The sequence below is a fragment of the Pedobacter sp. Leaf216 genome (genome assembly GCF_001421515.1).
GTDB lineage: Bacteria > Bacteroidota > Bacteroidia > Sphingobacteriales > Sphingobacteriaceae > Pedobacter.
The window spans coordinates 261,190-283,563 of the sequence record NZ_LMKM01000007.1; the positions used below are offsets into that span (position 1 = coordinate 261,190).

Sequence of the window (22,374 nt, forward strand, 5' to 3'; positions counted from 1 at the left end):
TTAAATATAACAAAGCTAAGTTTAGGTAATACCTAACCCTTACAAGAAGTATATATAATTTAACTATTTCTTAATTAATTTAAATTTTTTCAATTGCTGTCCGTTTTTATTAATAACACCAACATAAACACCTGTAGATAATGCATTGAGGGCAAATTTATTAGAACTTGTTGCCTTTTCTTCGAAAACCTTCTGCCCCAAAATGTTAAAAATAGCCAGACTATAATCTTCGAATGATCCACTCAGAATGGTTAAATAATCGGCTACTGGATTGGGAAAGAAAGCAAATTGATCTTCTTTAAGGTAAACCACCGAAACAAGATCGCTTTGCACCTGTCCACTGGCCGTTTCGAATGTAACCCGATAAAACTGTATTCCCGCTTTTGGTTTATCATCAAAAACAGCATAATCCAATTGATTTTGAACAGGTTTAGTCTGTTGTAAAGGTGTAAACGTATTTACGCCAGTCTGTTTTTCCCAAATGATATTTTTTAAATCCAACGTGGTTCCAATACTCAAATCAAGTCTGATTTTATCTTCAATAACCGAAGCCGACAAACTTTTAACATAACAGGCAATTCCTTGTTGGGTATAATCGATGGTATAGCTTTTTAACCCTGTAAACCCCGTACCGTTGGCGGCCACGGCAAAATACTTTCCCGAAATTTTATTAATATCCAGCTTCACAAGGGTATCTGTAAGGTTTAAAACCGGCGTAAGTACCTTATCCACCACGTTATAGAGTGTATAATCTTTGGCACCAGGCTGTGGATTCCAATTTAGCACAATACCATCCTTACAAGCATACCCTACCTTTAGTAATCTTGGGTTAGAAATCACAAAGGTTTGACTCATGATTACATTGCTTTCTACTTCCATTTTTACCATCGCTTTCGAAAACAAATCAGGCGCAACCCAATTATAAAAACCCTTGCTTAAATCCACTCCCGATGCTATTAATTCCCAGGAAGTTCCATCATTATAACTTACAGACAAGTTTCCGCTTTTGCTTGAATAATTATTTTCCCACCGGATGTAATTTCCTTCATTGGCAAAAAAGTATTCATCTTTTTCCGGGCTCACGAAAGAGAAAGTATTCTTCATTTTATAACGGTAAGCCAATGCAAAACGCTGATTGTTGCCAGTTGCAATCCTGTTTCCCTTAACATGAACCTGGTACACACCTGGGTTTGGGTTTTCCACGCTGATCTGCTGAATAGTATTAATTACATCCGCTTTTCTAACCGCAGGCTTTGAAAGGGAATCTAAATTAGCGAAACTGCTTAAAACCCACGGTAGGGTTACACTTCCTGATGGGCTTTGGAGACTTAAATCCAATCCATTAACCAAACTTTGTGCGGCATTTACAGTTGCCGGAGGATCATTCCAGGTAATGGTAAGCTTAGCTTCGGTTACATTGGCAGGAATAGTTAAAGGAATTACCAGATCCTGGTTTTTGGCAACCTCATACATTGCAACCCGGTTTTCATCTAAAGTTTTTAACGATTGGGTTACATTTAATTTCCCATAGCCGTACACAAAATCAACTTGTGGCGTTCCCAAATCATCAGCAGAATTGATCAGTGTTGCCCTTATTAATGGTGCAGAAGCAGCTTTTTTATATTTTTGTTGGTAAAATTGTTCCAGTAAAGCAACTGATCCACTCGTAATTGCGGCCGAGCCTGAGGTTCCATCTTCGCCTAAAGCAACAAGCTCGGGCTTTACGCGGCCATCATAAGCCGGGCCTTTGCTGCTCAAACTCTCAGATACATCTTCCCTGCTAATGCCCCCAATAACCAATAGGTTTTTGGCCTGTTTAAAATTACCGGTGAGGTTAGCCCTTGAGTTAATCTTCTGATAAAAGCCAACTGAGGGCGTGGTTGTTCCTTTATTTCCGGCAGAAAATACATGGATCATCGTATCCGTTTCATAAATCTGCTTATCGTAAGCAGCGGCTTCCATGCCATAATCGTTATCAATATCAGTACCATAAGAATGGTTTTGGACACTGATTTTAAGCGTGTTTAAATCAGCAGCTAAATCGGGCATGAGGTTAGAAAAATCAGAAAATGCAAGTCTAGCTTTAGGTGCAGCCCCTAACCCCCTGATAAACGAATTGCCATTGCCTAATGCCAGCGTGGCCATTGTGGTGGCATGGCTGGTAGGTGTTTTACCTATAATTGCTCCTGGTACGGTTTTCCCAAGTAAATCAAGATCGGTTGCATCGTACATTCCCTCCTTAAAAGAAACATTGATTCCGTTGCCATCAATACCTGGAAAAAGAATATGGGCGTTAGAAATCTGATTTAAACTCAAATCCAGCCCATTAATAACCACCTCTGTTTTGGCAACCGGCAGTGTATCCGCATATAATATACCATCACTTTCCAGCACCAACAGTAAATCCGATGGCAAAATATCAACTGTTACTATATTATTAGCATAATCTATTGCTTTAACATTAAGGTTTTTAGCGGCAACTGTTAATTCATTTGTGTTTTTAAAAGAAAGCCTTACCCGAACGGAATCACTCTTTTTTGTTGCATTGTTCAGCACTTTCATTAACCGATCACTGGCTTTCCAAAGGGCATTAGCCTGTTGCTGATCAATTACATTTTTGGATAGGTTGGAAACAGCTGATTTTTCGACAATAAAATAATCGCTGGCAAGCTTCTTTTTTGGGTGCAATAACTCAATTTCCCGGGTTGTTAAGCTACGGTTAAACCGAACTAAAACCAACGAATCGGCTGGTGATTTTTGAAAATTAACACCTTTTGAAATATATTTTTCAAAATATTTTTCTATTCCAGCAGGTTGTACCTGTGCGTTTGAACCAAAAGCAGACAGACAAAAGAATAAAACTAAAAATACAGTAGTGACTTTCAATAAATATTTTATAACAAAGTTTTGTTTACATCGTTTATGTTCCCTAAATTAGGATTTATAAGGTAATCCGCAAATTTTATTAACTAACTTATTCAATTTAAAAAAAATCAAACCTAAACAAGATGAAAACATCCCAATTTTTATCAATGGCAGCACTATGCCTTTTATTCACTACTCTATACTCTTGTAAGAGTAATAATACAGAAAGTGCAGTAGAAAACAAAACAGATATTTCGGCCGACAAATTATCACAAATTAAATCGTTAGGATTTAGCACTGATAACCTCCGCAAAATAGACGAAGGTTATTTAGTTGAAGGCGATATCCTTTTAACTGAAGATAATTTAACTGAAACTTCTACCGGTGCAAATTTAAATATTGCTGAAACCGAGCAATACCGAACCACTAATGTTGTAAAATCTTTACCGCGTGTTATCACAGTATCAGTAACCAATTTACCACAGGTATACAGCGATGCCGTAAATACCATGATTTCGAGGTACAATTCATTGGGCCTTCGCATTACTTTCCAAAGGGCTAGTGCGGGTACAACTGGAAACATTAATGTAATAGGCTTTAATGAAGGCCCTAGCGGAGGTTTTATCACCTTAGGCTCTGCAGGCTTCCCAACATCATCAGGAAAACCATTTAATCAGATCAAAATGAATACAAATGCTGCTGCTTATGGAAGCAACCCTGATTTATTGTATCTGGCTTCTGTGATCCAGCACGAAGTTGGCCACTGCATAGGTTTCCGTCATACCGATTACATGAACCGTGCATTTAGCTGTGGTGCTAGTGGCGCAGGCAATGAAGGTGCATCCAATGTTGGCGCAGTAAGAATTCCAGGAACTCCTTCCAATCCTGATGCAGCTTCATTTATGTTAGCCTGTTCTAATGGTGGTAACCGCACCTTTAACGCTAATGATGTTATTGCTGTAAACTACCTTTACAAATAAGCAGAACACCCAAAGGATTACCTTACAGATCAAGAAACAAGAGCCCCGAAATATTCGGGGCTTTTATGTTTATATTCTATTCACTAAAGGATTGCAACAGAAATAGATCCTGAAATAAATTCAGGATGACGCGTAACGTGAACCAGTGACAACGGCTTACCCTTTTAAACACAAGCCTGATTTATTAAACCTGATAGCGCCAAATAGCTCCCGATTTGAGGAAATATCTTGTATTTAAGAGCACTTAAATCGGGACTATAGGCAATAGCAGGACTACAATAACCGAAGAACTACCGCGCCCTACTTTCCAAAAACGACAGATGGCTCATAGGAATATTGTTTAACCACAGATGAACACTGATAAACACGGATTCATTATCTGTGTTCATCCTCTTAATCTGTGGTTAAATGAATTTTATTTTCCGTTCTGTTCGATATCTCTGTCCATTTCTACCAAATCAACATCGCTCGGTTCTGAGAAATCGCCAATTAAATATTTGTTAAAATGATCAGCCAGTTTCCAGAAAGCATATTCTGTCATATCTCCAAAGCCGTGGCGTTGACCAGGGATAATTAAGAAATCGAAACGTTTACCCGCTTTCATCAATGCATTGGCCACACGGATGGAGTTCGCAGGATGCACATTATTGTCTACATCACCATGCATCAATAACAAATGCCCTTTTAGGTTTTTAGCCAGATCAGGGTTTTTATCAATGCTGTATTTAAATGAAGTATCGCCCTTTAACGAGATGGTTTCCTTTACCCCATGGTGTTTTTCGCTCCACCAACGGTTATAAATGCTGTTATCGTGGTTTCCTGCATTAGAAACTGCTGCTTTAAAAAAATCAGGATAAACCAACATGGCCGCTGTAGACATAAAACCACCGCCAGAATGGCCTGTAATCCCTACTTTAGATTCATCTATATAAGGAAATTTTGCTGCCAGTTGCTCAATAGCCGTTTTCTTATCAGCCAAGCCATAATCGCGCAGGTTGCCATAACCATAAGTATGGTACCATTTAGAACGCGAAGGGTTTCCGCCCCGGTTACCAACAGTGATTACGATATAACCGAATTGAGCCAAACGTTCTGTGCGGTCCATACTTTTACTAAATGCCTTATTCACAGCTTCCGTTTGCGGCCCTGGATATACATACTCAATAATCGGGTATTTTTTATTTGGATCGAAATCAAATGGTTTATACATCACACCATACAGATCAGTAATGCCATCATCAGCCTTTACTTTAAAAGTTTCCGGAAATTTGTAACCAGCGGTCATCAACAATGATAAATCAGTTGTTTCCAGATCCATTACTTTTTTACCAGTACCATCATAAAGCGTAGCCTTAGGCGCAGTATTAACCCTCGAATAATTGTCTACAAAAAAAGTATTGTTATCATTCATGCTCGAAGCGTGGTCAAAATCGCCGGCATTTAACAATTTCATATTCGAGCCATCAAAATTAATGCTGTATAAATGCAAATAATAAGGATCTTCTTTGCCTTCACGTCCGTTAGCCGTAAAATATAAGATGCGTTTTTTCTCATCAATATTCACAATACTTTCGCAGTGGAAAGCACCTTTGGTAATCTGGTTTTTCAGTTTACCATTTTCATCAAAAAGATAAAAATGCGCCCAGCCATCACGCTCACTCCAATGAATCAGCTCTTTACCATCATTTACCAAACCCGGGCGGTTTACCTCTACATAAGTATTAAAACGTTCGTCGATAATTGGAGTAACTTTTCCGGTAGCAATATCTACTGTACCAATATCAATACGCTTTAAATCGCGACTGGTACGAGAAAAATAGAAACGGCTATCATTGCCGAGCCATATAGACGGGCGGAATTCATTATCACGGTCTTTATTTAATGAAGGTTTACTCCAAACCGAAATACTTTGATCTTTAAAAGCTGCAACACTTAGTTTTTTGTAAGATTTTGCTGCAAAATCAAATAACAAAACCTCATCCTGAGGAGCTTCAGCCTCTCCAGGCATTTGGTATTTATAGGTTTCTAAAGTTGGGCGGCCAGGTGTAACACTGTTAATTACCCAAAGATCCTTAACCTTACGCGAATCAGTCCTGTCTAAAACAAAATATTTCGAATTCGGCGACCAAAGCACATAAGCACCGCGGCGTTTTTTATTATTCTTTTCGTTTTCTACATTGTTTTCGCCATCGCCATCACTCCCGTACGAATAGAATTTTACGCCATCTTTTGTTAACTGATGTTCTACAATGGTACTGTCATCTTCATTTTTAACCGCTTTTTTGTAATTGTCCTTATCCATCCAATACAAATTATAATTGCGTGAAAATATAATAGCAGATGAATCTGGTGCTACTGATCCCCATGCTGGTTTTGGTTTGGGTTTACTAAAATTCGGTACCTCAGTTAACTTTGCAGTGGCCAGTTCATACTTAAAAGAAAATATTTTCTTCTGCATCGAATCTGCCGCTTTTTTATCTTTCCTGTCTTTTTTTAACTCATCAACACTGCTTTTAATTTCGAAGGAGATACTTTTTTCATCCGAAGCAAATTTTAAGTTTTCGAGTGGTAAATGCTCAGCATCAAACGGATCACGAACGGCCAGGGTAATATCTGCAGCAATTTTAGCATTATCAAACATCAGTTTTTTGCTTTTTGTAGCAGGATCTACCAAATACCAGAATTTACCTTTCGGACTTTCGAAAGTGTACCAAAAACGGTTACTTAACTTTAGCCAATGCGGATCTACCGCGGTAGAATACACCATTTTTTTCAACTTGTTTGGCGAAAAACGCGATGCAAGCTGATAATTCGCCTTAGGTTGCGGCAGAACATTCTCGGTTATGGTAAAAGTTTTGTTTTGTGCAACTACAGTTAGGGATAAAAACTGCGCACACAACAGGAGTTTATAAAGTTTATTCATTAAAATTTGTTTGAACCGCTAAATTATTTAATTAAAGCATATTAAGCAGGTTTTAATGTGTAATAAAAGCGATAGTTAGCTCAATTATATATGCTTTAAATAAATTATTAACACTATTTATTTTGATAGCTAAATAATTAACAGATTTTATAGTTTTGTAGCCATATATCCCAATGATGAAATATAGCTTTTTAACCTTAATAACAGCAGGCGCAATCTTATTTGCCAGCTGCCAGTCTAAATCACAAACAGAAAACCCTTCTACTCAAGATACCACAACAAAAATGGCCAAAACCGCAGCAGGTAATGCAGCTCCGGTTGATGTTTCGAAGATAAAAGTTGCCGATGCCAAAACCATTCTGGCCCGAAAACAAGTGCCGATTTTATGCTATCACCAGGTGAGAAACTGGAAACCAACCGATGGTAAAGTAGGTAAAGATTATATTGTAGAAATACAAAACTTTAAAGATCAAATGAAAATGCTGGCCGATAGTGGTTACCACACCATTTTACCCGATCAGTTGTACGCTTACCTGAACACTGGTGCTGCCCTGCCAAGCAAACCGATTATGCTAACTTTTGATGATACAGACATGGATCAGTTTACCATTGTTCGCCCAACGTTGGATAAATTAGGCTTTAAAGCCGTTTATTTTATCATGACGGTTTCGATTGGCAGAAAAGGCAAGTTTGTAGATTACATGACGAGGGAGCAGATTAAACAACTTTCTGATGAAGGAAACATTATTGGCAGCCATACTTACGACCATAAAAACTTTAAAAAATATGCCGGTAAAGATTGGGAAGAACAACTGGATAAACCAACCAAAAAACTAGAAGAAATTACAGGCAAAACCATGACCGAATTTGCTTATCCTTTTGGTTTATGGAATGCAGAAGGAATTCCGGAACTTAAAAAACGTGGTTTCAGAATGGCTTATCAACTCTCTACAAAACGGGATGAAAAAGACCCGTTATTTACCATCCGCAGAATTATTGCCAGCGGTTACTGGTCGCCAAAAACATTGAGCAACAGCATTAAAAACAGTTTTTAAATCACCAATCCCGGCACTGCCGGGATTTTTCTTTTTAACGAACCAACGCTTAAACATGAAAAAATACTTACTACTGCTTCTGTTAACTTTTCAGTTGATTAACTCCTATGCACAAACGCCGCATTTAACTGGTAAAGCTGAAATTGTAATGGCCACCGGGCAAATTACCTGCGATTTTGTATTAAGCAATATCCCCAACCTTGGAAAAGATTACCAGATCCTGTTAAACAAAGGATTTAACATCAAAGCAATAAAAGATTCGGCAAACCAAACCTTAAACTATTCTGGTTTTTACGGTGGGGCCATGCGGGGAGAAGGTTTAACCTATACCCCATTGTTTAAAGATAGCACGTTGGTTAACCCCGTGAAATTGCACATTACCTATACAGGAGCATTCCCTATTTATACCGATACGCTAAACTTTGTCGATTTTAAAGGCTTAATTGCTTTTAACGGTAAAACAATGCGGGCTACCGATCAATCTAAATGGTATCCGGTTATTTATGATATCAAAAACGACCGTCAGATTGAACAGATGACTTTCGACATTCAGGTAATCAGTAAAGATGCCAAAATGATCTTTGTAAATGGCGATCTGCCTAAAGCAGGTCCTGTTGCAAGGTTTAAATCGGATGTGCCGATTGCACCCATGATTTTTGCTGGCGATTACGATGCACAAAAAACAAAAGGAGCGATTTTTTTAAACACCCAAATGAATGATAAGCAGCTTAAAGTTTTTGAAGAAAACATAGCCGAAATGAAAGCTTATTATTTTAAAGCGTTAAAAATACCCTACAATACCCAAAATATCTTTATTGAACATGCGCCCGTAGAAAAATTCAACAAAGGCAGAAGCTGGGGTTTTGTGTCGTTTCCAACCATTGCTTTTGCGGGCATTAAATTGGGCGATATGATTGATGAAGAACACCACAAACTTAAAAACCAGAACGATTACCCATTTATCGCACACGAAATTGGGCACTACTATTTCGGTAATGTACTGCAACCAAACGCCACCTTATTCTGGTTCTTTTTAGAATCTACCGCCGAATATTTATCAGTAAAAGCAAGCGAAAAAAAATTTGGAAAAACATTCGGCACCAAATATTTTGAAGACAGAGGGAAACAACTTAAAAATTTTAAGGCAAAACCATTAAATGCCATTAAAGAAGCGAATGAAATATCGGGCACTTACCGTTATTCATACGGCCCGTTTTTATTACGCGGGCTCGAACAATCAATCGGAGAGCAGCGCATGTTTAAGTTTCTCAATACCTGCTTAAACACTAAAGGTGAATTTACAGATTACGCTTTCTTTAAAAGAAATGCCTTAAAATCCGGAATCACGCAAAAAGAATGGGATGCTTATGAAAAAACATTTATCCTTTCCGAAAACGCTGTATCTTTGGTAAAATAAATATAAAAACATTGAGAAAATACCTCAGTTCCGCTGTCTATACCCTAGTATCAATCCTGGTTTTGGGTTCATTTTCATTGGCATGCTCCGGCAGTAAACAAAAAGAAATAACGGCTACCGCAAATACCCCCGAAACTGTTAAAAAAGATTCTACAAATACTAAACCGGCCGATAACAAAACCATTTTGGCAAAAAGAGAAGTACCTGTGCTGTGCTATCACCAGATCAGAAACAATATTGCCAGCGACAGTAAGCGTGCGCACGATGATATTATTGCCCCGGATAAGTTTAAAGAACACATGAAAATGCTTGCAGATAGCGGTTATCATACCATTTTGCCCGATCAACTCTACAATTACCTGGTTTATGGAGGAAAATTGCCCGAAAAACCAATTATGATAACTTTTGACGATACCGATGAAGATCAGTTTACCACAGGCAATTCTACCTTGAAAAAATATGGCTTCAAAGGTGTTTATTTTATCATGACTGTATCAATAGGTAGAAAAGGCAGGATCAATTACATGACTAAACAGCAAATTAAGCAATTAGCAGACGAAGGCAACACCATTGCCAGCCACACTTACGACCATAAAAACTTTGCTCAGTTTACCGATGAAGACTGGACAACCCAAATTGATGCGCCAACCAAAAAACTAGAAGAAATTACCGGGAAAAAAGTATCCTATTTCGCTTTCCCCTATGGAGTTTTCAAATCCGCTACATTACATAAGCTAAAAGAACATGGTTTTAAGGCGGCCTTTATTCTTTCTACAGCCAGAGATGAAAATTATCCGCTCTACACCATCAGAAGAATAATAGACCCAGGAAGGTACACGGCCAAAAATTTATACTACAGTATTAATAAAAGTTTTAATAAAACAAAATCATAGCCTCAACTGTAAATCTTGTATGCTTTCAGGTTGAAAAATTTAACCTTGCAACGCTGTAAACTTTAATACTGTTAAGTAATAGCCTGCCCCATGAAATACCATTTCTTTTGTTTCCTTTTCGGAGTATTGATTATATCCGCCTGTAACAACCCTAAAAATAGCAACAACACTTCCGAAAACAAAGCCGGTACAACAAATGCAAAAGTTGAACTTACTGCCAGTTTTTATAAAAGATTAGAGGGAACAATTGCCGGTAAACCAGTAATTATGCACCTGCAAAAAGTAGATAATGATGTAAGCGGCACCTATTATTACAATGGCTCGTGGCTTAACCTCAGTACCGATACTCTGATTGGTAAAGATAGCTTAGTGCTTGCCGAGTACAGCTTTTACGAATCGTATTTTACACAGGATTCCAAATCGCCGCTTTTAAGGCTTAAATGGAATGGAAATGGCTTTAATGGCAACTGGGAAAGTGGCGATAAAACCAAAAATTTCCCCATTGCCCTTACAGAAAAATACCCTGAAGGCAGTTATCCGTTTAAGGCCGCAATTTATAAAGATTCAGTAAAAGCTTTTGCCAATCAACCGAAATCTCCCGCAGCAGAAATCAGCTTCGAATATTTAGAAAGTAAAAATAATGATGACGCCGGAAACTGGTTAAATACACAACTTAAAAAGATAATTGGTGTTAAACCACAGGTAGAACGCTCAGTGGGTTTTAAATATATAGCCGACGACTATTTTAAGGATTATAAATCTCAGGCTACCGAAGAATCTAAAAACAGCCGTGGAGAAGATTTTCAGGCTTGGTTAAATTATACAAACGATACCCAGCAATCGATTAATTACAATGATAACGGTTATGTGGTAATTGATTTCCTGGCCGATGCTTATACAGGCGGAGCGCATGGCAACTACAGCAGTACGATGTTCTGTTTAGATGTAAAGAACAAAAAACAACTGGTATTGAGCGATATTGTTAAAATAGATTCGAATGCTTTACAAGGCATTTTGGAGCGGAATTTCCGTAAAGAATACAATATAAAAGCCACGGATGCACTTACTACGGTATTGTTCGACAATTTTATAAAACCTAATCATAACTTTTATTTCAATGCAAACGGGATTGCATTTATGTACAACCCTTACGAAGTAGCCAGCTATGCCCAGGGCCAGATTGTGGTATTTATTCCCTATACAGATTTAAAAAATTACCTGGTGCCAGCATTTGCGCAACGGATGCGAATTAAATAATTAGCGTTGATTGTTGGTTAAATGGATAACAGATAGAATTGGTTAATTGAAACTGCCCACTCAAAATTAATCATCTGCGGGAATGAAGGGTTAAGATTTCTCCCAGTTCAAAGGATGAACACAGTTTATTGAACAGACCCTGTTGTTGACTGCGTTGGTTAAAATATCTACTGTGACTTCAGAACTATCTACTGCGACTTCAGAACTATCTACTGCGACTTCAGAACTATCTACTGCGACTTCAGAACTATCTGCTGCGACTTCAGAACTATCTACTGCGACTTCAGAACTATCTACTGCGACTTCAGAACTATCTACTGCGACTTCAGAACTATCAACTGCGACTTCAGAACTATCTACTGCGACTTCAGNCGACTTCAGAACTATCTACTGCGACTTCAGAACTATCTACTGCGACTTCAGAACTATCAACTGCGACTTCAGAACTATCTACTGCGACTTCAGAACTATCAACTGCGACTTCAGAACTACCTACTGCGACTTCAGAACTATCTACTGCGAGTATAGAACTATCTACTGCGACTTCAGAACTATCTACTGCGACTTCAGAACTATCAACTGCGACTTCAGAACTATCTACTGCGAGTATAGAACTGTCAACTGCGACTTCAGAACTATCTACTGCGACTTCAGAACTACCTACTGCGACTTCAGAACTACCTACTGCGACTTCAGAACTATCTACTGCGACTTCAGAACTATCTACTGCGACCTCAGAAGTATCTACTGCGACTTCAAAACTATCTACTGCGACTTCAAAACTATCTCCTGCGACTTCAAAACTGTCTAATGCAAGCTTTGAACGGTTAAATGAAAATTTTATAGTATCTCGTTTACAAGATATTCCTTACCATTAAACTTAAAACTTTCATTTAAGGCTTTTCCAATCAAAAACCGCCCAATTGGTGAAGCCTGGGATACTGCAAAGAACTTTTGCCCATCGGTATTAAGTTCACCAGCACTAATGCTGATGTAAAAATTACCTTCTGTAGTTAAAACCAAACTTCCGTTTTTAACCAGGCGATCTGATTCAACATTTTCGATCTGCTGCAGGGCAATTTTCTGCTGACCAGCTTCGTAAAGTAATTTACTGTTGCGGTCCATCTCCTGCTGCATCATTTCGCGCGTAGTTTCATATTTATCTCCCGCGCTACTTTTCGTATCATCATTAGAAGCCTGTCGGGCTTGTTGCAAAGAATATTCAATGTTTTCTATCCGGTTTTGGATAAAGGTTAGGCAAAGCTGGTATAGATTGGATTTTAATGCAGACATGTAATGGTGTAAGATATTTATTTACGAAGGGCAAACGCCTGTTTTAAGATAGATTCTATTTTCCTTTCAGGAATATCTTCAAGATGATTGATTAGTAAAATCTTCATTTTGGCTCTCTTCTCTTGCAACAAATCTTCGTGTTCAATTTTATTTCCGTCAACCAAACCAATGTAAGGCTGATGAAGTTTTTTATGAGTCCAAAGATAGCAGAACATTTTCCCATTGTGGTAATAAAAAGGCATACCATATTTCCAATGCTCCGTAATATCGGCATAACGCAATAAAAGCGCCCTCAAATATTGTAGGCAACTTTTAATTGGCTCATCTTTTTGCTCGAAATAATTATCCAGAGGATTTAACATATATTAAATAATTAGAAAGATCGTTATTTCTAACGAAGTGAAGAAATCTTTTAAATCCTACGTAGTCCTCGTTTATAAAGGGGATTGTTGAGATTCGCATTTCTAATGCGATAAAGTAATTTCCAGTTACATGCTCACATTAGATTTAAAGAGATCTTTTGATAGAGAGATTGCTTTCGGCTCGCTCTCCCCAGCATAAAAGCTATGAAGGATTTTTTGTGATAACAAATCCAAAGATCTCTCCACTACGGTCGAGATGACGGATGAAAGCATCCCCTCATAGTTTCAGAAGAATTAACTTACAGATGCCTGTATCTGCCCCTCGCTATTTCCTCCCTGCTATCGGGCATAGGAAATGATGGAAGGAGAAAACATTAAAGCTTTATCATTACCTTTTTCTTTCATCGTTGCATTGAGGCAGCACACACTTTCCGCCCCCTTCGGCGGAACTTGTGCTGACGACCAAAAAGCTTTAAAGGATTTATCCGACATCAGTTCCAAGCCTTTCAGTTATGCCTTATTGTTTGTTGTTTTTATAGGTAGTCATGCTTTCGCTGCGCTCAGGTTGGTTACCTTTTTATCAAGAAAAAGGTAAGAGCCCCCTCGGCGGCGGTGAGCCGAGGCAAGACTAAGCGAAGCGAAAATATAGCAATTGAATTACGATTCCCGCATGCGCGGGAATGACGACCGTATTAAAAACTACAAAGATTGCTTCGGCTCGCCCTTTCCCTGCCTCGCAATGACGGATTCAACGTTTTCCTTGCATCATGCTATTTAAACCTCGCTATCTGCGCCTCGCTATATGCTCCCTGCTTTCCGGCATAGGAAATGATGGAAGGAGAAAACGTTAAAAGCTTTATCGTTACCTTTAATTATATCGATGCATTGAGGCAGCACACACTTTCCGCCCCCTTCGGCGGAACTTGTGCTGACGACCAAAAAGCTTTAACGAATTTATCCGACATCAGTTCCAAGCCTTAAAGTAAGAGCCTTTCGGTTGCCAACCGAGGCAAGCCCGAGCATAGCGACCGCATTACGATTCCCGCATGCGCGAGAATGACGACCGTGTTAGGAACAATACTAGAAAGATTGCTTCGGCTCGCTCTATCCCAGCCTTACAATTACGGATTTATGGTAATAACAAATCCAAAGATCTCTCCACTACGGTCAAGATGACGGATGAATGCATCCCCTCATAGTTTCAGAAGAAGTAACTTACGGATGCCTGTATCTGCCACTCGCTATTTCCTCCCTGCTATCGGGCATAGGAAATGATGGAAGGAGAAAACGTTAAAGCTTTATCAATACCTTTTTCTTTATAATAGCATTAAGGCAGCACACACTTTCCGCCCCCTTCGGCGGAACTTGCAAAAAGCTTTAACGAATTTATCCGACATCAGTTCCAAGCCTTGGACTTTTGTTACTTTTGGGCCAAGCCAAAAGTAAAAGCCCTTCGGTGGCCAACCGAGGCAAGCCCGAGCGTAGCGAAAGCATAGCGACCGCATTACGATTCCCGCATGCGCGAGAATGACGACCGTATTAGAAACATTACTAGAAAGATTGCTTCAGCTCGCTCTCCCCCATCTTCGCAATGACGGATTTAACGCATTCCCTGTACTCTCCCCAGCCTCACAATAACGAATTTATAGTAATAGCAAATCCAAAGATTTCATCCTACCCTTCTATCCACCTCACCTTATCTTCCATCGGAGTTCTGTTCGGTGCCCATGGTTTCTCATTATGATAACCCATATAAAATAAACCAATGCACTTTTCATTTTCGGCAAGACTTAAAAATTCGCCTAAATCATCAATCAACGGTGGCGAACTCCAGTACGCGCCAACCTGTAAACTTTCGGCCGTTATCGCCATATTCTGTACCGCACATGATACAGCAGCTAATTCTTCCCACTCCGGTATTTTACCACTTAACTGCATATTAATGGCTATAATGCAATCAGCCTGACTTGTTTTCTCGGCAAAACTATCGTACTTTTTCTGTAAGAACTGTTGCGGACTAACCAGCTCTTTATATAACCTCCCCAGTTCTTCACCAAGTTTGGCTAATCCAGCCTTTCTAATCACCACAAAACGCCAGGGCTGCGTTAATTTGTGTGTAGGTGCATAATTAGCTGTCTCTAAAATCTGGTTGATTACCTGAACCGGGATTTCTTTTTTTATATAGCTTGCAGGAAAAATACTGCGACGTTCTTTTATAACTTTTGAAACGATATCGTATGTTGTACTCATGTGGTAAATATAAGCTAAAAGGCAGAAGGTATAAGAAAGAAGGCAACAACTCCAAAAGTTTTGACGTTCCCTTAACTGAATCTTAAACTAAATAACTGCAAACCCTTAACTTCAAACTGAAAGCTGTTTCCTGATCTGTTTAACCTTCGCAAAAAAGCCGATACTTTCTTTATCCACCAAAAAATCCATCGTTTGTAAAAGCTCCTCCTTTATCCAATCGTGTTTGGCATTTAAATTGGCCAAAATGTTTAAACAATGTGATTTTATAGCCACAGGAATTTTCTCGTCGATTAACCAGGCAAAAACAATTTCCACTAAATGATCCGTATTGTAATCGGCAATAATTTCTTTAAGTGCTTTTGAAGCATTTCTTTTAGTTATAAAAGCCAGGATTTTAACATAATGCCTTAAAGCAGATAAATTGGTTTGTTGAGGAAATTTTTCTAAGAAATAATGCGTGTAAGGTAAAAATCTTTCCTGATGATGAGTAAATACATTTTCTAAAATCCATGCGGCCCTAAAACCGATCTGTTCATCATGGTAAAAACTTAAATCAATCAAATCTTTCACCGAAAAGGTTTCTTCAGAAGCAATAGCGGCTAATTTTTTTACCTTACTTTTTTGCAGCGTTGTTTTTATGTTTTCGAGCAAGAGATCTGATTGCATAAAACGAAAATATATTTTTTACCGGATAAAACCTCACATCATCCAGAAATGTGAACAGTTAATAAAATGATTTGGGCGTTACCCAAGCTGCACAAGGGTCGGGCTTTTTCAGGGCTTCGCTTTGCTCCGGTACCGATGAAGCCTGTAAAACAAGCAAGCATACCGTAATTTAATAAAAACAGGGGTGCTTAATCGGCACTGAACCCTTACAATCCCTAACGCAAAACCCACTCCCTGATAAAAATTACATAAACCTCGCAGGTTATAAACAGTGCTGACGCTATGAGGCCATAAAGCCAATTATTCCGGTTAAACCTACGAGGTTTAGTTGTTTAATGCTCCGGCACAAAAGATTTATTTCCAAAAATATCTGTTTTAAAAATCCCAATCTTTTTACCGTTAACATCTTCTACAACAGTATTGCCAAATACATCTTTTTTATACTTAGCAATCACATTTCCATGGTCATCTTCAACAACCGTTTCGCCAAACGAGTTATTTTTCTGCTTGCCTATTACCTTGCCCTCACCGTTTTCTATGGTAATATTGCCCGAAATATCTGTTTTATAAACGTTCAGAACCTGGCCACGATCGTTTTCAATAATCGTATTGCCAAAAATATCTGCCTTTTGTTTTAACGTAACTTCCGTTTTTCCATCTCCAGGCACTAAACCACCTAAAGGTTTTGGCACCAGGTTTTCTTCGCGTTCACTTTCTAATACCGTATTGCCAAAAAAATCTTTTTTTTGTGTACCTACAGTTTTTCCGGCTTCATTTTCCAATATTGTATTGCCAAAAAAATCCTGCTTTTGCTTCGCTATGGTTTTACCATCTTTATCTACAATAATGGTTTTTCCAAAAAAGTCTTTCTTCTGTTTACCTATGGTCTTATCTTTCGAATCAACCAGAATCGTATCACCAAAAAAATCTACTTTATACTTGTACTGGGATTCCTGGCCATAAGCCACGACGGAAATTGTAGACATTATAATGCCTAGTGTTAATTTTTTCATATTGATTTCATTTTGTGTGTAGCACTAAAATACAAAACAACGTGAAGAAAAAAGCATACTGAAAATATATTAATCTTTTTTAATTTGAGTGGTGCGCAACCTGCCAAAAGCTCCTCCCCTTTGTAAAATAAACCCGGTAGCAGCGAACACGAAGTACAACGAATAAAGCGTATAACGGGACGGTATTTGCCAAAAAGAACAGAAACCATCATTTTCCCGTTTTTAACCATTACGATTTCAAGATCAGCAACCAAATACCTTTTTACCGTCAACCTTTTTGTATATCTTTGCGCCTTATTTCAATTACAGCATGATTTCAGTTTCTAATTTATCATTACGGTACGGCAAGCGCACACTATTTGAAGATGTTAACCTAAAATTTACCCAGGGCAACTGCTATGGCGTAATTGGGGCTAACGGTGCAGGTAAATCTACTTTTCTAAAAATTTTATCTGGAGAAGTTAATCAAACTTCCGGTAGCGTTGCTTTTACACCAGGCGAAAGAATGGCGGTTTTAAAACAAAACCACTACGAATTTGATGAGTTTTCGGTATTAGAAACAGTAATGATCGGACATAAAGAACTTTATGCCATCATGAAAGAAAAAGATGCCATTTACATGAAAGAAGATTTTACCGAGAAAGATGGCGAACGCGCCGGAGAACTGGAAAATCTTTTTGCAGAAATGGACGGTTGGAACATGGAAAGCAACGCTGCAACCATGTTAAGCAACTTAGGCATTACCGAAGATAACCACCATAAATTACTAAAAGAGCTTGATAATACACAAAAAGTACGTGTATTATTGGCGCAGGCCTTATTCGGTAATCCAGATATTTTGCTACTGGATGAGCCTACCAACGATTTGGACATTGAAACCATTGCCTGGTTAGAAAACTTTTTGGCCGATTACCAGAATATAGTATTGGTGGTATCTCACGACAGGCACTTTTTAGATGCTGTATGTACCCACATTGTGGATATCGATTTCGCGAAAATGAGTATCTACACCGGTAACTATACCTTCTGGTACGAATCCAGTCAGTTGGCATTAAAACAACGCAGCGACCAGAACAAGAAGATGGAAGATAAGGTAAAAGAGCTGCAGGAATTTATCCGCAGGTTTAGTGCCAATGCATCTAAATCGAAACAAGCTACCTCGCGTAAGAAAGCCCTCGATAAAATCGATATTACCGAAATTAAAGCATCAAGCAGAAAATATCCTGCAATTATATTTAACAACACAGGCCGCGAAGCAGGCGATCAGATTTTACAGGTAGAAAACCTTGGTAAAAACGGGAACGAAGGCATTTTATTCGATAAAGTTACTTTTATGGTAAACAAAGGCGATAAAATTGCCGTATTGTCTCAAAATAGCTTAGCAACAGCCGCATTTTACGATGTTTTAACCGGTAGAGATACCGACCATAGAGGAGAATTTAAATGGGGTGTAACCATCAGTACTGCTGATATACCGAATGATAACTCTGAATATTTTGCCGGCAAGGATGAAAATCTCGTTGATTGGTTACGCGAATATTCGGGCACCGAAGCTGATGAACAGTTTGTACGCAGTTTCTTAGGCCGTATGTTATTTTCAGGCGAAGAAGTACTTAAAAATGTTAAAGTACTATCAGGTGGTGAGAAAATGCGTTGCATGTTCTCCAGGATGATGTTGCAGCAAGCCAACCTATTGATGTTTGATGAACCTACGAATCACCTTGATTTAGAATCCATAGAGGCATTGAACAATGGCATGAAAGATTTTAAAGGTGCCATATTGTTTACCTCACGAGATCACCAGTTAACAGAAACTGTTGCCAACCGCATTATCGAAATTACGCCAAAAGGAACCATTGATAAGTTAATGACTTATGATGAATACATTAACAGCAGCGATGTTGCCAAATTAAGAGAACAAATGTATTCTTAAATTTCATTTAAGATATTGTTTTAAAGCCACATGTTTACATGTGGCTTTTTTTATATAAAAAAACCAAGCTGGTGTAGCGTTTTCATTCCATTAATCGTTTTACAAGAAAAAAGCGTTAATGGCCATTAACCAATTTTGTTCATAAAATTGATTTATAACATTAAAATGAAAACTAATTTGAAAAACTTTAGCACTACGACAAAAATTATACTCTCTCTTATTGCAATTACATTAACTATATCAGCTTGTAAAAAAGACTTTAACAGCGATCCGATTGAAGCTGCAGGTATTGGTTTCATACACGCATCGCCAGGAACAGCTGCCTTGGATTTTATTTTAGACAACCAAAAAGTAAACAGTTTTACTTACACTAAAGATTTAGGGTATTACGCCGCTTACCCAGGAACAAGATTGGTTGGGGTTGCCAAAAAAGATTCATTAAAATATTTAACCACAGCTACAGCTACTTTAAAATCAGGATCATTTTATTCGGTTTTCGTAGTGGATACTTTAAAATCGACAAAACTTTTAATTTTAGAAGATGATTTAAAAGCACCAGAAACCGATAAGGCAAAAGTTCGCTTTGTAAACTTAAGTCCGGGTTCTGCACCATTTGATTTAGCTATTTCAGGTACAGAGACACCTTTATTTACTGCAAAGGCATTTAAAGAGTTTACTACTTTTAGCAACATTACACCAAACGATAGTTATACCTTTCAGTTAAAACAAGGCGGTACAGTTAAAGTAAGCTTACCAGCTGTTAAAATTGAAAAAGGAAAAATTTATACCATTTGGGCAAAAGGCCTATCAAGCAAAACTGATAGTACCGGAGTTGGATTATCAGTAATGACAAACAAATAAAATCATTTAACACTACCTGTTGAAAAGAAAATTGACACCACTCAAAAAATTGGGTGGTGTTATTTTCTTAAATTTGCAATCAATTAACCATGATAAACCGCTAAAAAATAGTCCTTTACAAGGGTGACAAAAAAAATACTCAGTTTTGAGGAAATTTTAAAAGGCTGTGTAAAAAACGACAATAGCTGTAAAGAAATGATGTATAAATCATTTTATGGCTATTTAATGGGCATTATTTTAAGGTATACAAAAAATACATCAGACAGCGAAGAGCTTGTAAATGATAGCTTTATCAAGATTTTTAAACATGTTGGCGGATTTAAACCACCAAAAAACCCCGAAGAACTACAGCGATCTTTTAAAGGGTGGATTGCCCAGATTGCTTCGCGGACTGCAATTGACAAAATAAGAAGTTCGAAGGCCCAGTTTTATGTAGATGATCTTGCAGAAAGTGAACATCCGGTTACGCAGGTTTCTGTTGCATCCGAACTTCATGTTAACGATATTTTAAATTTATTAAATCACCTGCCAGATACACAGCGACTGGTATTTAACTTATATGAAATTGAAGGCTTTGCCCATGATGAAATTTCGAAAATGTTGAACATTCCAGAAAGTTCGAGCAGGGTATATCTTACCCGCTCTAAAAATAAGTTACGTACCCTTTACCTAAATACCATGGTTAATTCATACGAAAAAAATGGATAAGGAATTAATTGAGCACATCACAGCGCAACTCCAAAACCATGAGGAAACATACCCTAATGGTGCTTGGGAGCGCTTTTCGGAAAAAGAAAATAAAAAAAGAGGCATTACATACTGGCCTTTATGGGCTGCTGCTGCCTTAATTTTAATTTTTGGCGGTGTGTTTTTGACATTAAATAATGATAATTCTAAAAATGAAGTTGCAATATCCAAGCAAAAAACAAAAGATTCAGCTCAAAAAAATACGGATACTATTGTTCCATCGAAAAGTATTGCCCCGCCGTTAAACACTAATATCGGCAACCAAACTCCCGCTGAAACCAACTTAGCTTATAATAGCCCTAGCATAATCAATGAAAAGTTAAAACCATTATTGGAACAACAGAATAATTATGCTTTAACGAATGCAACCGAAGGATTAGGGTTAATAAACAACAATTTGCTGGATAATACACTTTCTGGCAAAAATATTTCCGATTTAAAGTCGAAAGAGTTTGATATTTTAACTGAAAATAAAAAGCCTCAACCCAGTACACAAACTAATTTTGAAAAGCTTTTAGCCCAGGATAGTTACGCTAATCAACAAAAACCTGCTGCCAAAACTATTGGAAACTCTAAATGGCAGCCTGATGTATATGTTGCTCCTGCAATGGGTAATGACAATAAGGTAACCATGAATTACGGTTTCTCATTATCATATGCCATTGCCAATAAATTATCGATAAGCTCTGGCGTATCATATGCTTCAATTAGTACAACCGAATCTTTAGATGCCTCTGCTCCACAAACGCTATCAGGTAAAAATCTGGCTTCAGTTGATGCTAAAGTGCGTGGAATTAATATTCCATTGGAATTAAAATATAACATTAGTGATAAACTTTATACCAATATTGGGGTTTCGGCACTTGCTGTTTTAAATAACTCGCAACAAAACAGCTATATCATAAACCAGGTACAAAGTTTTTCTTCCCCGGCAATAAATGGCTATTCAGATTTTAAAACACTGATTGTAAAAGAAAAAACGGTTGAGCCGCAATCCGAAGCCAATATAGATCCTGATAAATACATCGGGTTTTACAATTTCTCTTTAGGTTACAAGCAAAAAATATCCAAAAAGAACAATATTGCTATCGAACCCTTTCTTCGCCTGCCGATGAAAACTTTCTCAAAAGAAAATCTTAACCTTACCAATGGCGGACTTCGTTTGAAGATAGATTTTTAGAAAAAAAACACTAAGATATTTAGTATATTTGGGTAACGTTATATGAAAAATCTTAAGCCATACCCTACAGAAGAAGAGTTACCCCCTGTTAAAACTGTTAATGAGGTAGATTTTTCTGCTCAACACAGTTATGCAGATTATATGCGTTTCGAGTTTAAAGATCGCTTAGAAATCATCAAAGGCTATCTTTTTAAGATGAGTTCTGCGCCATCCCGTATCCATCAAAAACTATCAGGAAGAATTTATGTGTCTATATATAATGCACTGAACGGTTGTAAATGTGAAGTGTATAGTGCCCCTTTTGATGTTCGATTGGCAAATAGATCTCTTAACGATAAAGAAGTTTTTACTGTAGTACAACCCGATATTGTGGTAGTTTGCGATCAAAGCAAATTAGATAAACGTGGTTGCATCGGTGCGCCGGATATTGTGGTAGAAATTTTATCGCCAGGCTACAACAAGAAAGAACTCGTAAATAAATATGAGGTTTATGAAGAAGCAGGTGTTAAAGAATACTGGATTGTAAGCCCTTCTGAAAAAACATTTTTCAGGTATATCCTTGATGTTAAAGGTAAATTTCAGCCTACAAAGCTTTTAACCGAAGGTGAAGTAGTAACCACACCAATTTTACCCGGATTTTCATTAGATCTGGAAGCGGTTTTTCAGGATTAATTAAAAT

Annotated in this window: 18 protein-coding genes; 11 read left to right on the forward strand and 7 right to left on the reverse strand. The window is 37.9% G+C overall.

Annotation, left to right across the window (positions count from 1 at the left end; all coding sequences use genetic code 11):
- Window positions 1-63: 63 nt before the first annotated feature.
- Window positions 64-2,886, reverse strand: a complete 2,823-nt coding sequence (locus ASE74_RS06275; protein WP_055905807.1) for a S8 family peptidase — start codon at window positions 2,884-2,886, stop codon at window positions 64-66.
- Between the two features lie 122 nt (window positions 2,887-3,008).
- Here ASE74_RS06275 and ASE74_RS06280 point away from each other — a divergent pair, with 122 nt between their 5' ends.
- Window positions 3,009-3,845 carry a M57 family metalloprotease gene (locus ASE74_RS06280; RefSeq protein WP_055905810.1) on the forward strand — a complete coding sequence of 279 codons (837 nt, stop codon included), beginning with the start codon at window positions 3,009-3,011 and terminating at the stop codon, window positions 3,843-3,845.
- A gap of 415 nt (window positions 3,846-4,260) precedes the next feature.
- Here the strand turns inward: ASE74_RS06280 and ASE74_RS06285 are convergent, their stop codons facing one another.
- Window positions 4,261-6,768 (reverse strand): DPP IV N-terminal domain-containing protein, encoded by a 2,508-nt coding sequence (locus ASE74_RS06285; protein ID WP_055905814.1) that lies wholly within the window; start codon window positions 6,766-6,768, stop codon window positions 4,261-4,263.
- 176 nt (window positions 6,769-6,944) lie between these two features.
- Between ASE74_RS06285 and ASE74_RS06290 the strand changes: the two genes are divergently transcribed.
- The 4 genes from ASE74_RS06290 to ASE74_RS06305 all read left to right on the forward strand — a co-directional run bounded on the left by ASE74_RS06290 (window position 6,945) and on the right by ASE74_RS06305 (window position 11,390).
- Window positions 6,945-7,823 (forward strand): polysaccharide deacetylase family protein, encoded by an 879-nt coding sequence (locus ASE74_RS06290; protein ID WP_055905817.1) that lies wholly within the window; start codon window positions 6,945-6,947, stop codon window positions 7,821-7,823.
- Window positions 7,824-7,878: 55 nt separating this feature from the next.
- A complete protein-coding gene (locus ASE74_RS06295) occupies window positions 7,879-9,240 on the forward strand; it encodes a M1 family aminopeptidase (protein WP_055905820.1) in 1,362 nt (453 codons plus the stop codon).
- Window positions 9,241-9,251: 11 nt separating this feature from the next.
- Window positions 9,252-10,133, forward strand: coding sequence for a polysaccharide deacetylase family protein (locus tag ASE74_RS06300; RefSeq protein ID WP_082458668.1), 882 nt, complete (start codon window positions 9,252-9,254; stop codon window positions 10,131-10,133).
- Between the two features lie 90 nt (window positions 10,134-10,223).
- On the forward strand, window positions 10,224-11,390 hold the full coding sequence (locus tag ASE74_RS06305; RefSeq protein WP_055905823.1) for a DUF3298 and DUF4163 domain-containing protein: 1,167 nt from the start codon (window positions 10,224-10,226) through the stop codon (window positions 11,388-11,390).
- 840 nt (window positions 11,391-12,230) lie between these two features.
- Here ASE74_RS06305 and ASE74_RS06310 read toward each other — a convergent pair.
- Window positions 12,231-12,683, reverse strand: a complete 453-nt coding sequence (locus ASE74_RS06310; RefSeq protein ID WP_055905826.1) for a hypothetical protein — start codon at window positions 12,681-12,683, stop codon at window positions 12,231-12,233.
- Window positions 12,684-12,700: 17 nt separating this feature from the next.
- Complete coding sequence (locus tag ASE74_RS06315; RefSeq protein WP_055905829.1) at window positions 12,701-13,045, reverse strand: DUF1801 domain-containing protein; 345 nt, start codon at window positions 13,043-13,045, stop codon at window positions 12,701-12,703.
- 355 nt (window positions 13,046-13,400) lie between these two features.
- Here ASE74_RS06315 and ASE74_RS06320 point away from each other — a divergent pair, with 355 nt between their 5' ends.
- The gene (locus ASE74_RS06320) at window positions 13,401-13,640 is read left to right on the forward strand and encodes a hypothetical protein (RefSeq protein WP_157255359.1); all 240 of its coding nucleotides are present in this window, start codon (window positions 13,401-13,403) and stop codon (window positions 13,638-13,640) included.
- Window positions 13,641-14,719: 1,079 nt separating this feature from the next.
- Here ASE74_RS06320 and ASE74_RS06325 read toward each other — a convergent pair.
- From ASE74_RS06325 to ASE74_RS06335, 3 genes are all read right to left on the reverse strand, one after another.
- A complete protein-coding gene (locus ASE74_RS06325) occupies window positions 14,720-15,295 on the reverse strand; it encodes a nitroreductase (RefSeq protein WP_055905835.1) in 576 nt (191 codons plus the stop codon).
- 111 nt (window positions 15,296-15,406) lie between these two features.
- Window positions 15,407-15,961, reverse strand: coding sequence for a hypothetical protein (locus tag ASE74_RS06330; RefSeq protein WP_055905841.1), 555 nt, complete (start codon window positions 15,959-15,961; stop codon window positions 15,407-15,409).
- A gap of 332 nt (window positions 15,962-16,293) precedes the next feature.
- Window positions 16,294-16,974: a hypothetical protein gene (locus ASE74_RS06335; protein WP_055905844.1), complete on the reverse strand. Its 681-nt coding sequence runs from the start codon at window positions 16,972-16,974 to the stop codon at window positions 16,294-16,296.
- A 310-nt stretch (window positions 16,975-17,284) separates the two neighbouring features.
- Here ASE74_RS06335 and ASE74_RS06345 point away from each other — a divergent pair, with 310 nt between their 5' ends.
- The 5 genes from ASE74_RS06345 (at window position 17,285) to ASE74_RS06365 (ending at window position 22,367) form a co-directional block, all read left to right on the forward strand.
- Complete coding sequence (locus tag ASE74_RS06345; RefSeq protein WP_055905850.1) at window positions 17,285-18,907, forward strand: ABC-F family ATP-binding cassette domain-containing protein; 1,623 nt, start codon at window positions 17,285-17,287, stop codon at window positions 18,905-18,907.
- A gap of 165 nt (window positions 18,908-19,072) precedes the next feature.
- Window positions 19,073-19,768, forward strand: a complete 696-nt coding sequence (locus ASE74_RS06350) for a DUF4397 domain-containing protein (RefSeq protein WP_055905853.1) — start codon at window positions 19,073-19,075, stop codon at window positions 19,766-19,768.
- Window positions 19,769-19,891: 123 nt separating this feature from the next.
- On the forward strand, window positions 19,892-20,476 hold the full coding sequence (locus tag ASE74_RS06355) for an RNA polymerase sigma factor (protein WP_082458669.1): 585 nt from the start codon (window positions 19,892-19,894) through the stop codon (window positions 20,474-20,476).
- Window positions 20,469-21,695 (forward strand): hypothetical protein, encoded by a 1,227-nt coding sequence (locus ASE74_RS06360; protein WP_055905856.1) that lies wholly within the window; start codon window positions 20,469-20,471, stop codon window positions 21,693-21,695. The genes ASE74_RS06355 and ASE74_RS06360 overlap by 8 nt, the downstream gene beginning before the upstream one ends.
- Before the next feature lie 42 nt (window positions 21,696-21,737).
- A complete protein-coding gene (locus ASE74_RS06365; protein WP_055905859.1) occupies window positions 21,738-22,367 on the forward strand; it encodes a Uma2 family endonuclease in 630 nt (209 codons plus the stop codon).
- Window positions 22,368-22,374 lie beyond the last annotated feature (7 nt).

What these genes read in the sequence shown, in the direction of transcription:
- ASE74_RS06280 (WP_055905810.1), top strand. Translation starts at nt 3,009, where the DNA reads ATGAAAACATCCCAATTTTTATCAATGGCAGCACTATGCCTTTTATTC.
- ASE74_RS06350 (WP_055905853.1), top strand. Translation starts at nt 19,073, where the DNA reads ATGAAAACTAATTTGAAAAACTTTAGCACTACGACAAAAATTATACTC.
- ASE74_RS06365 (WP_055905859.1), top strand. Translation starts at nt 21,738, where the DNA reads ATGAAAAATCTTAAGCCATACCCTACAGAAGAAGAGTTACCCCCTGTT.
- ASE74_RS06295 (WP_055905820.1), top strand. Translation starts at nt 7,879, where the DNA reads ATGAAAAAATACTTACTACTGCTTCTGTTAACTTTTCAGTTGATTAAC.
- ASE74_RS06285 (WP_055905814.1), bottom strand. Translation starts at nt 6,768, where the DNA reads ATGAATAAACTTTATAAACTCCTGTTGTGTGCGCAGTTTTTATCCCTA.
- ASE74_RS06360 (WP_055905856.1), top strand. Translation starts at nt 20,469, where the DNA reads ATGGATAAGGAATTAATTGAGCACATCACAGCGCAACTCCAAAACCAT.
- ASE74_RS06330 (WP_055905841.1), bottom strand. Translation starts at nt 15,961, where the DNA reads ATGCAATCAGATCTCTTGCTCGAAAACATAAAAACAACGCTGCAAAAA.
- ASE74_RS06320 (WP_157255359.1), top strand. Translation starts at nt 13,401, where the DNA reads ATGATGGAAGGAGAAAACATTAAAGCTTTATCATTACCTTTTTCTTTC.
- ASE74_RS06315 (WP_055905829.1), bottom strand. Translation starts at nt 13,045, where the DNA reads ATGTTAAATCCTCTGGATAATTATTTCGAGCAAAAAGATGAGCCAATT.
- ASE74_RS06345 (WP_055905850.1), top strand. Translation starts at nt 17,285, where the DNA reads ATGATTTCAGTTTCTAATTTATCATTACGGTACGGCAAGCGCACACTA.
- ASE74_RS06305 (WP_055905823.1), top strand. Translation starts at nt 10,224, where the DNA reads ATGAAATACCATTTCTTTTGTTTCCTTTTCGGAGTATTGATTATATCC.
- ASE74_RS06310 (WP_055905826.1), bottom strand. Translation starts at nt 12,683, where the DNA reads ATGTCTGCATTAAAATCCAATCTATACCAGCTTTGCCTAACCTTTATC.
- ASE74_RS06290 (WP_055905817.1), top strand. Translation starts at nt 6,945, where the DNA reads ATGAAATATAGCTTTTTAACCTTAATAACAGCAGGCGCAATCTTATTT.
- ASE74_RS06335 (WP_055905844.1), bottom strand. Translation starts at nt 16,974, where the DNA reads ATGAAAAAATTAACACTAGGCATTATAATGTCTACAATTTCCGTCGTG.
- ASE74_RS06325 (WP_055905835.1), bottom strand. Translation starts at nt 15,295, where the DNA reads ATGAGTACAACATACGATATCGTTTCAAAAGTTATAAAAGAACGTCGC.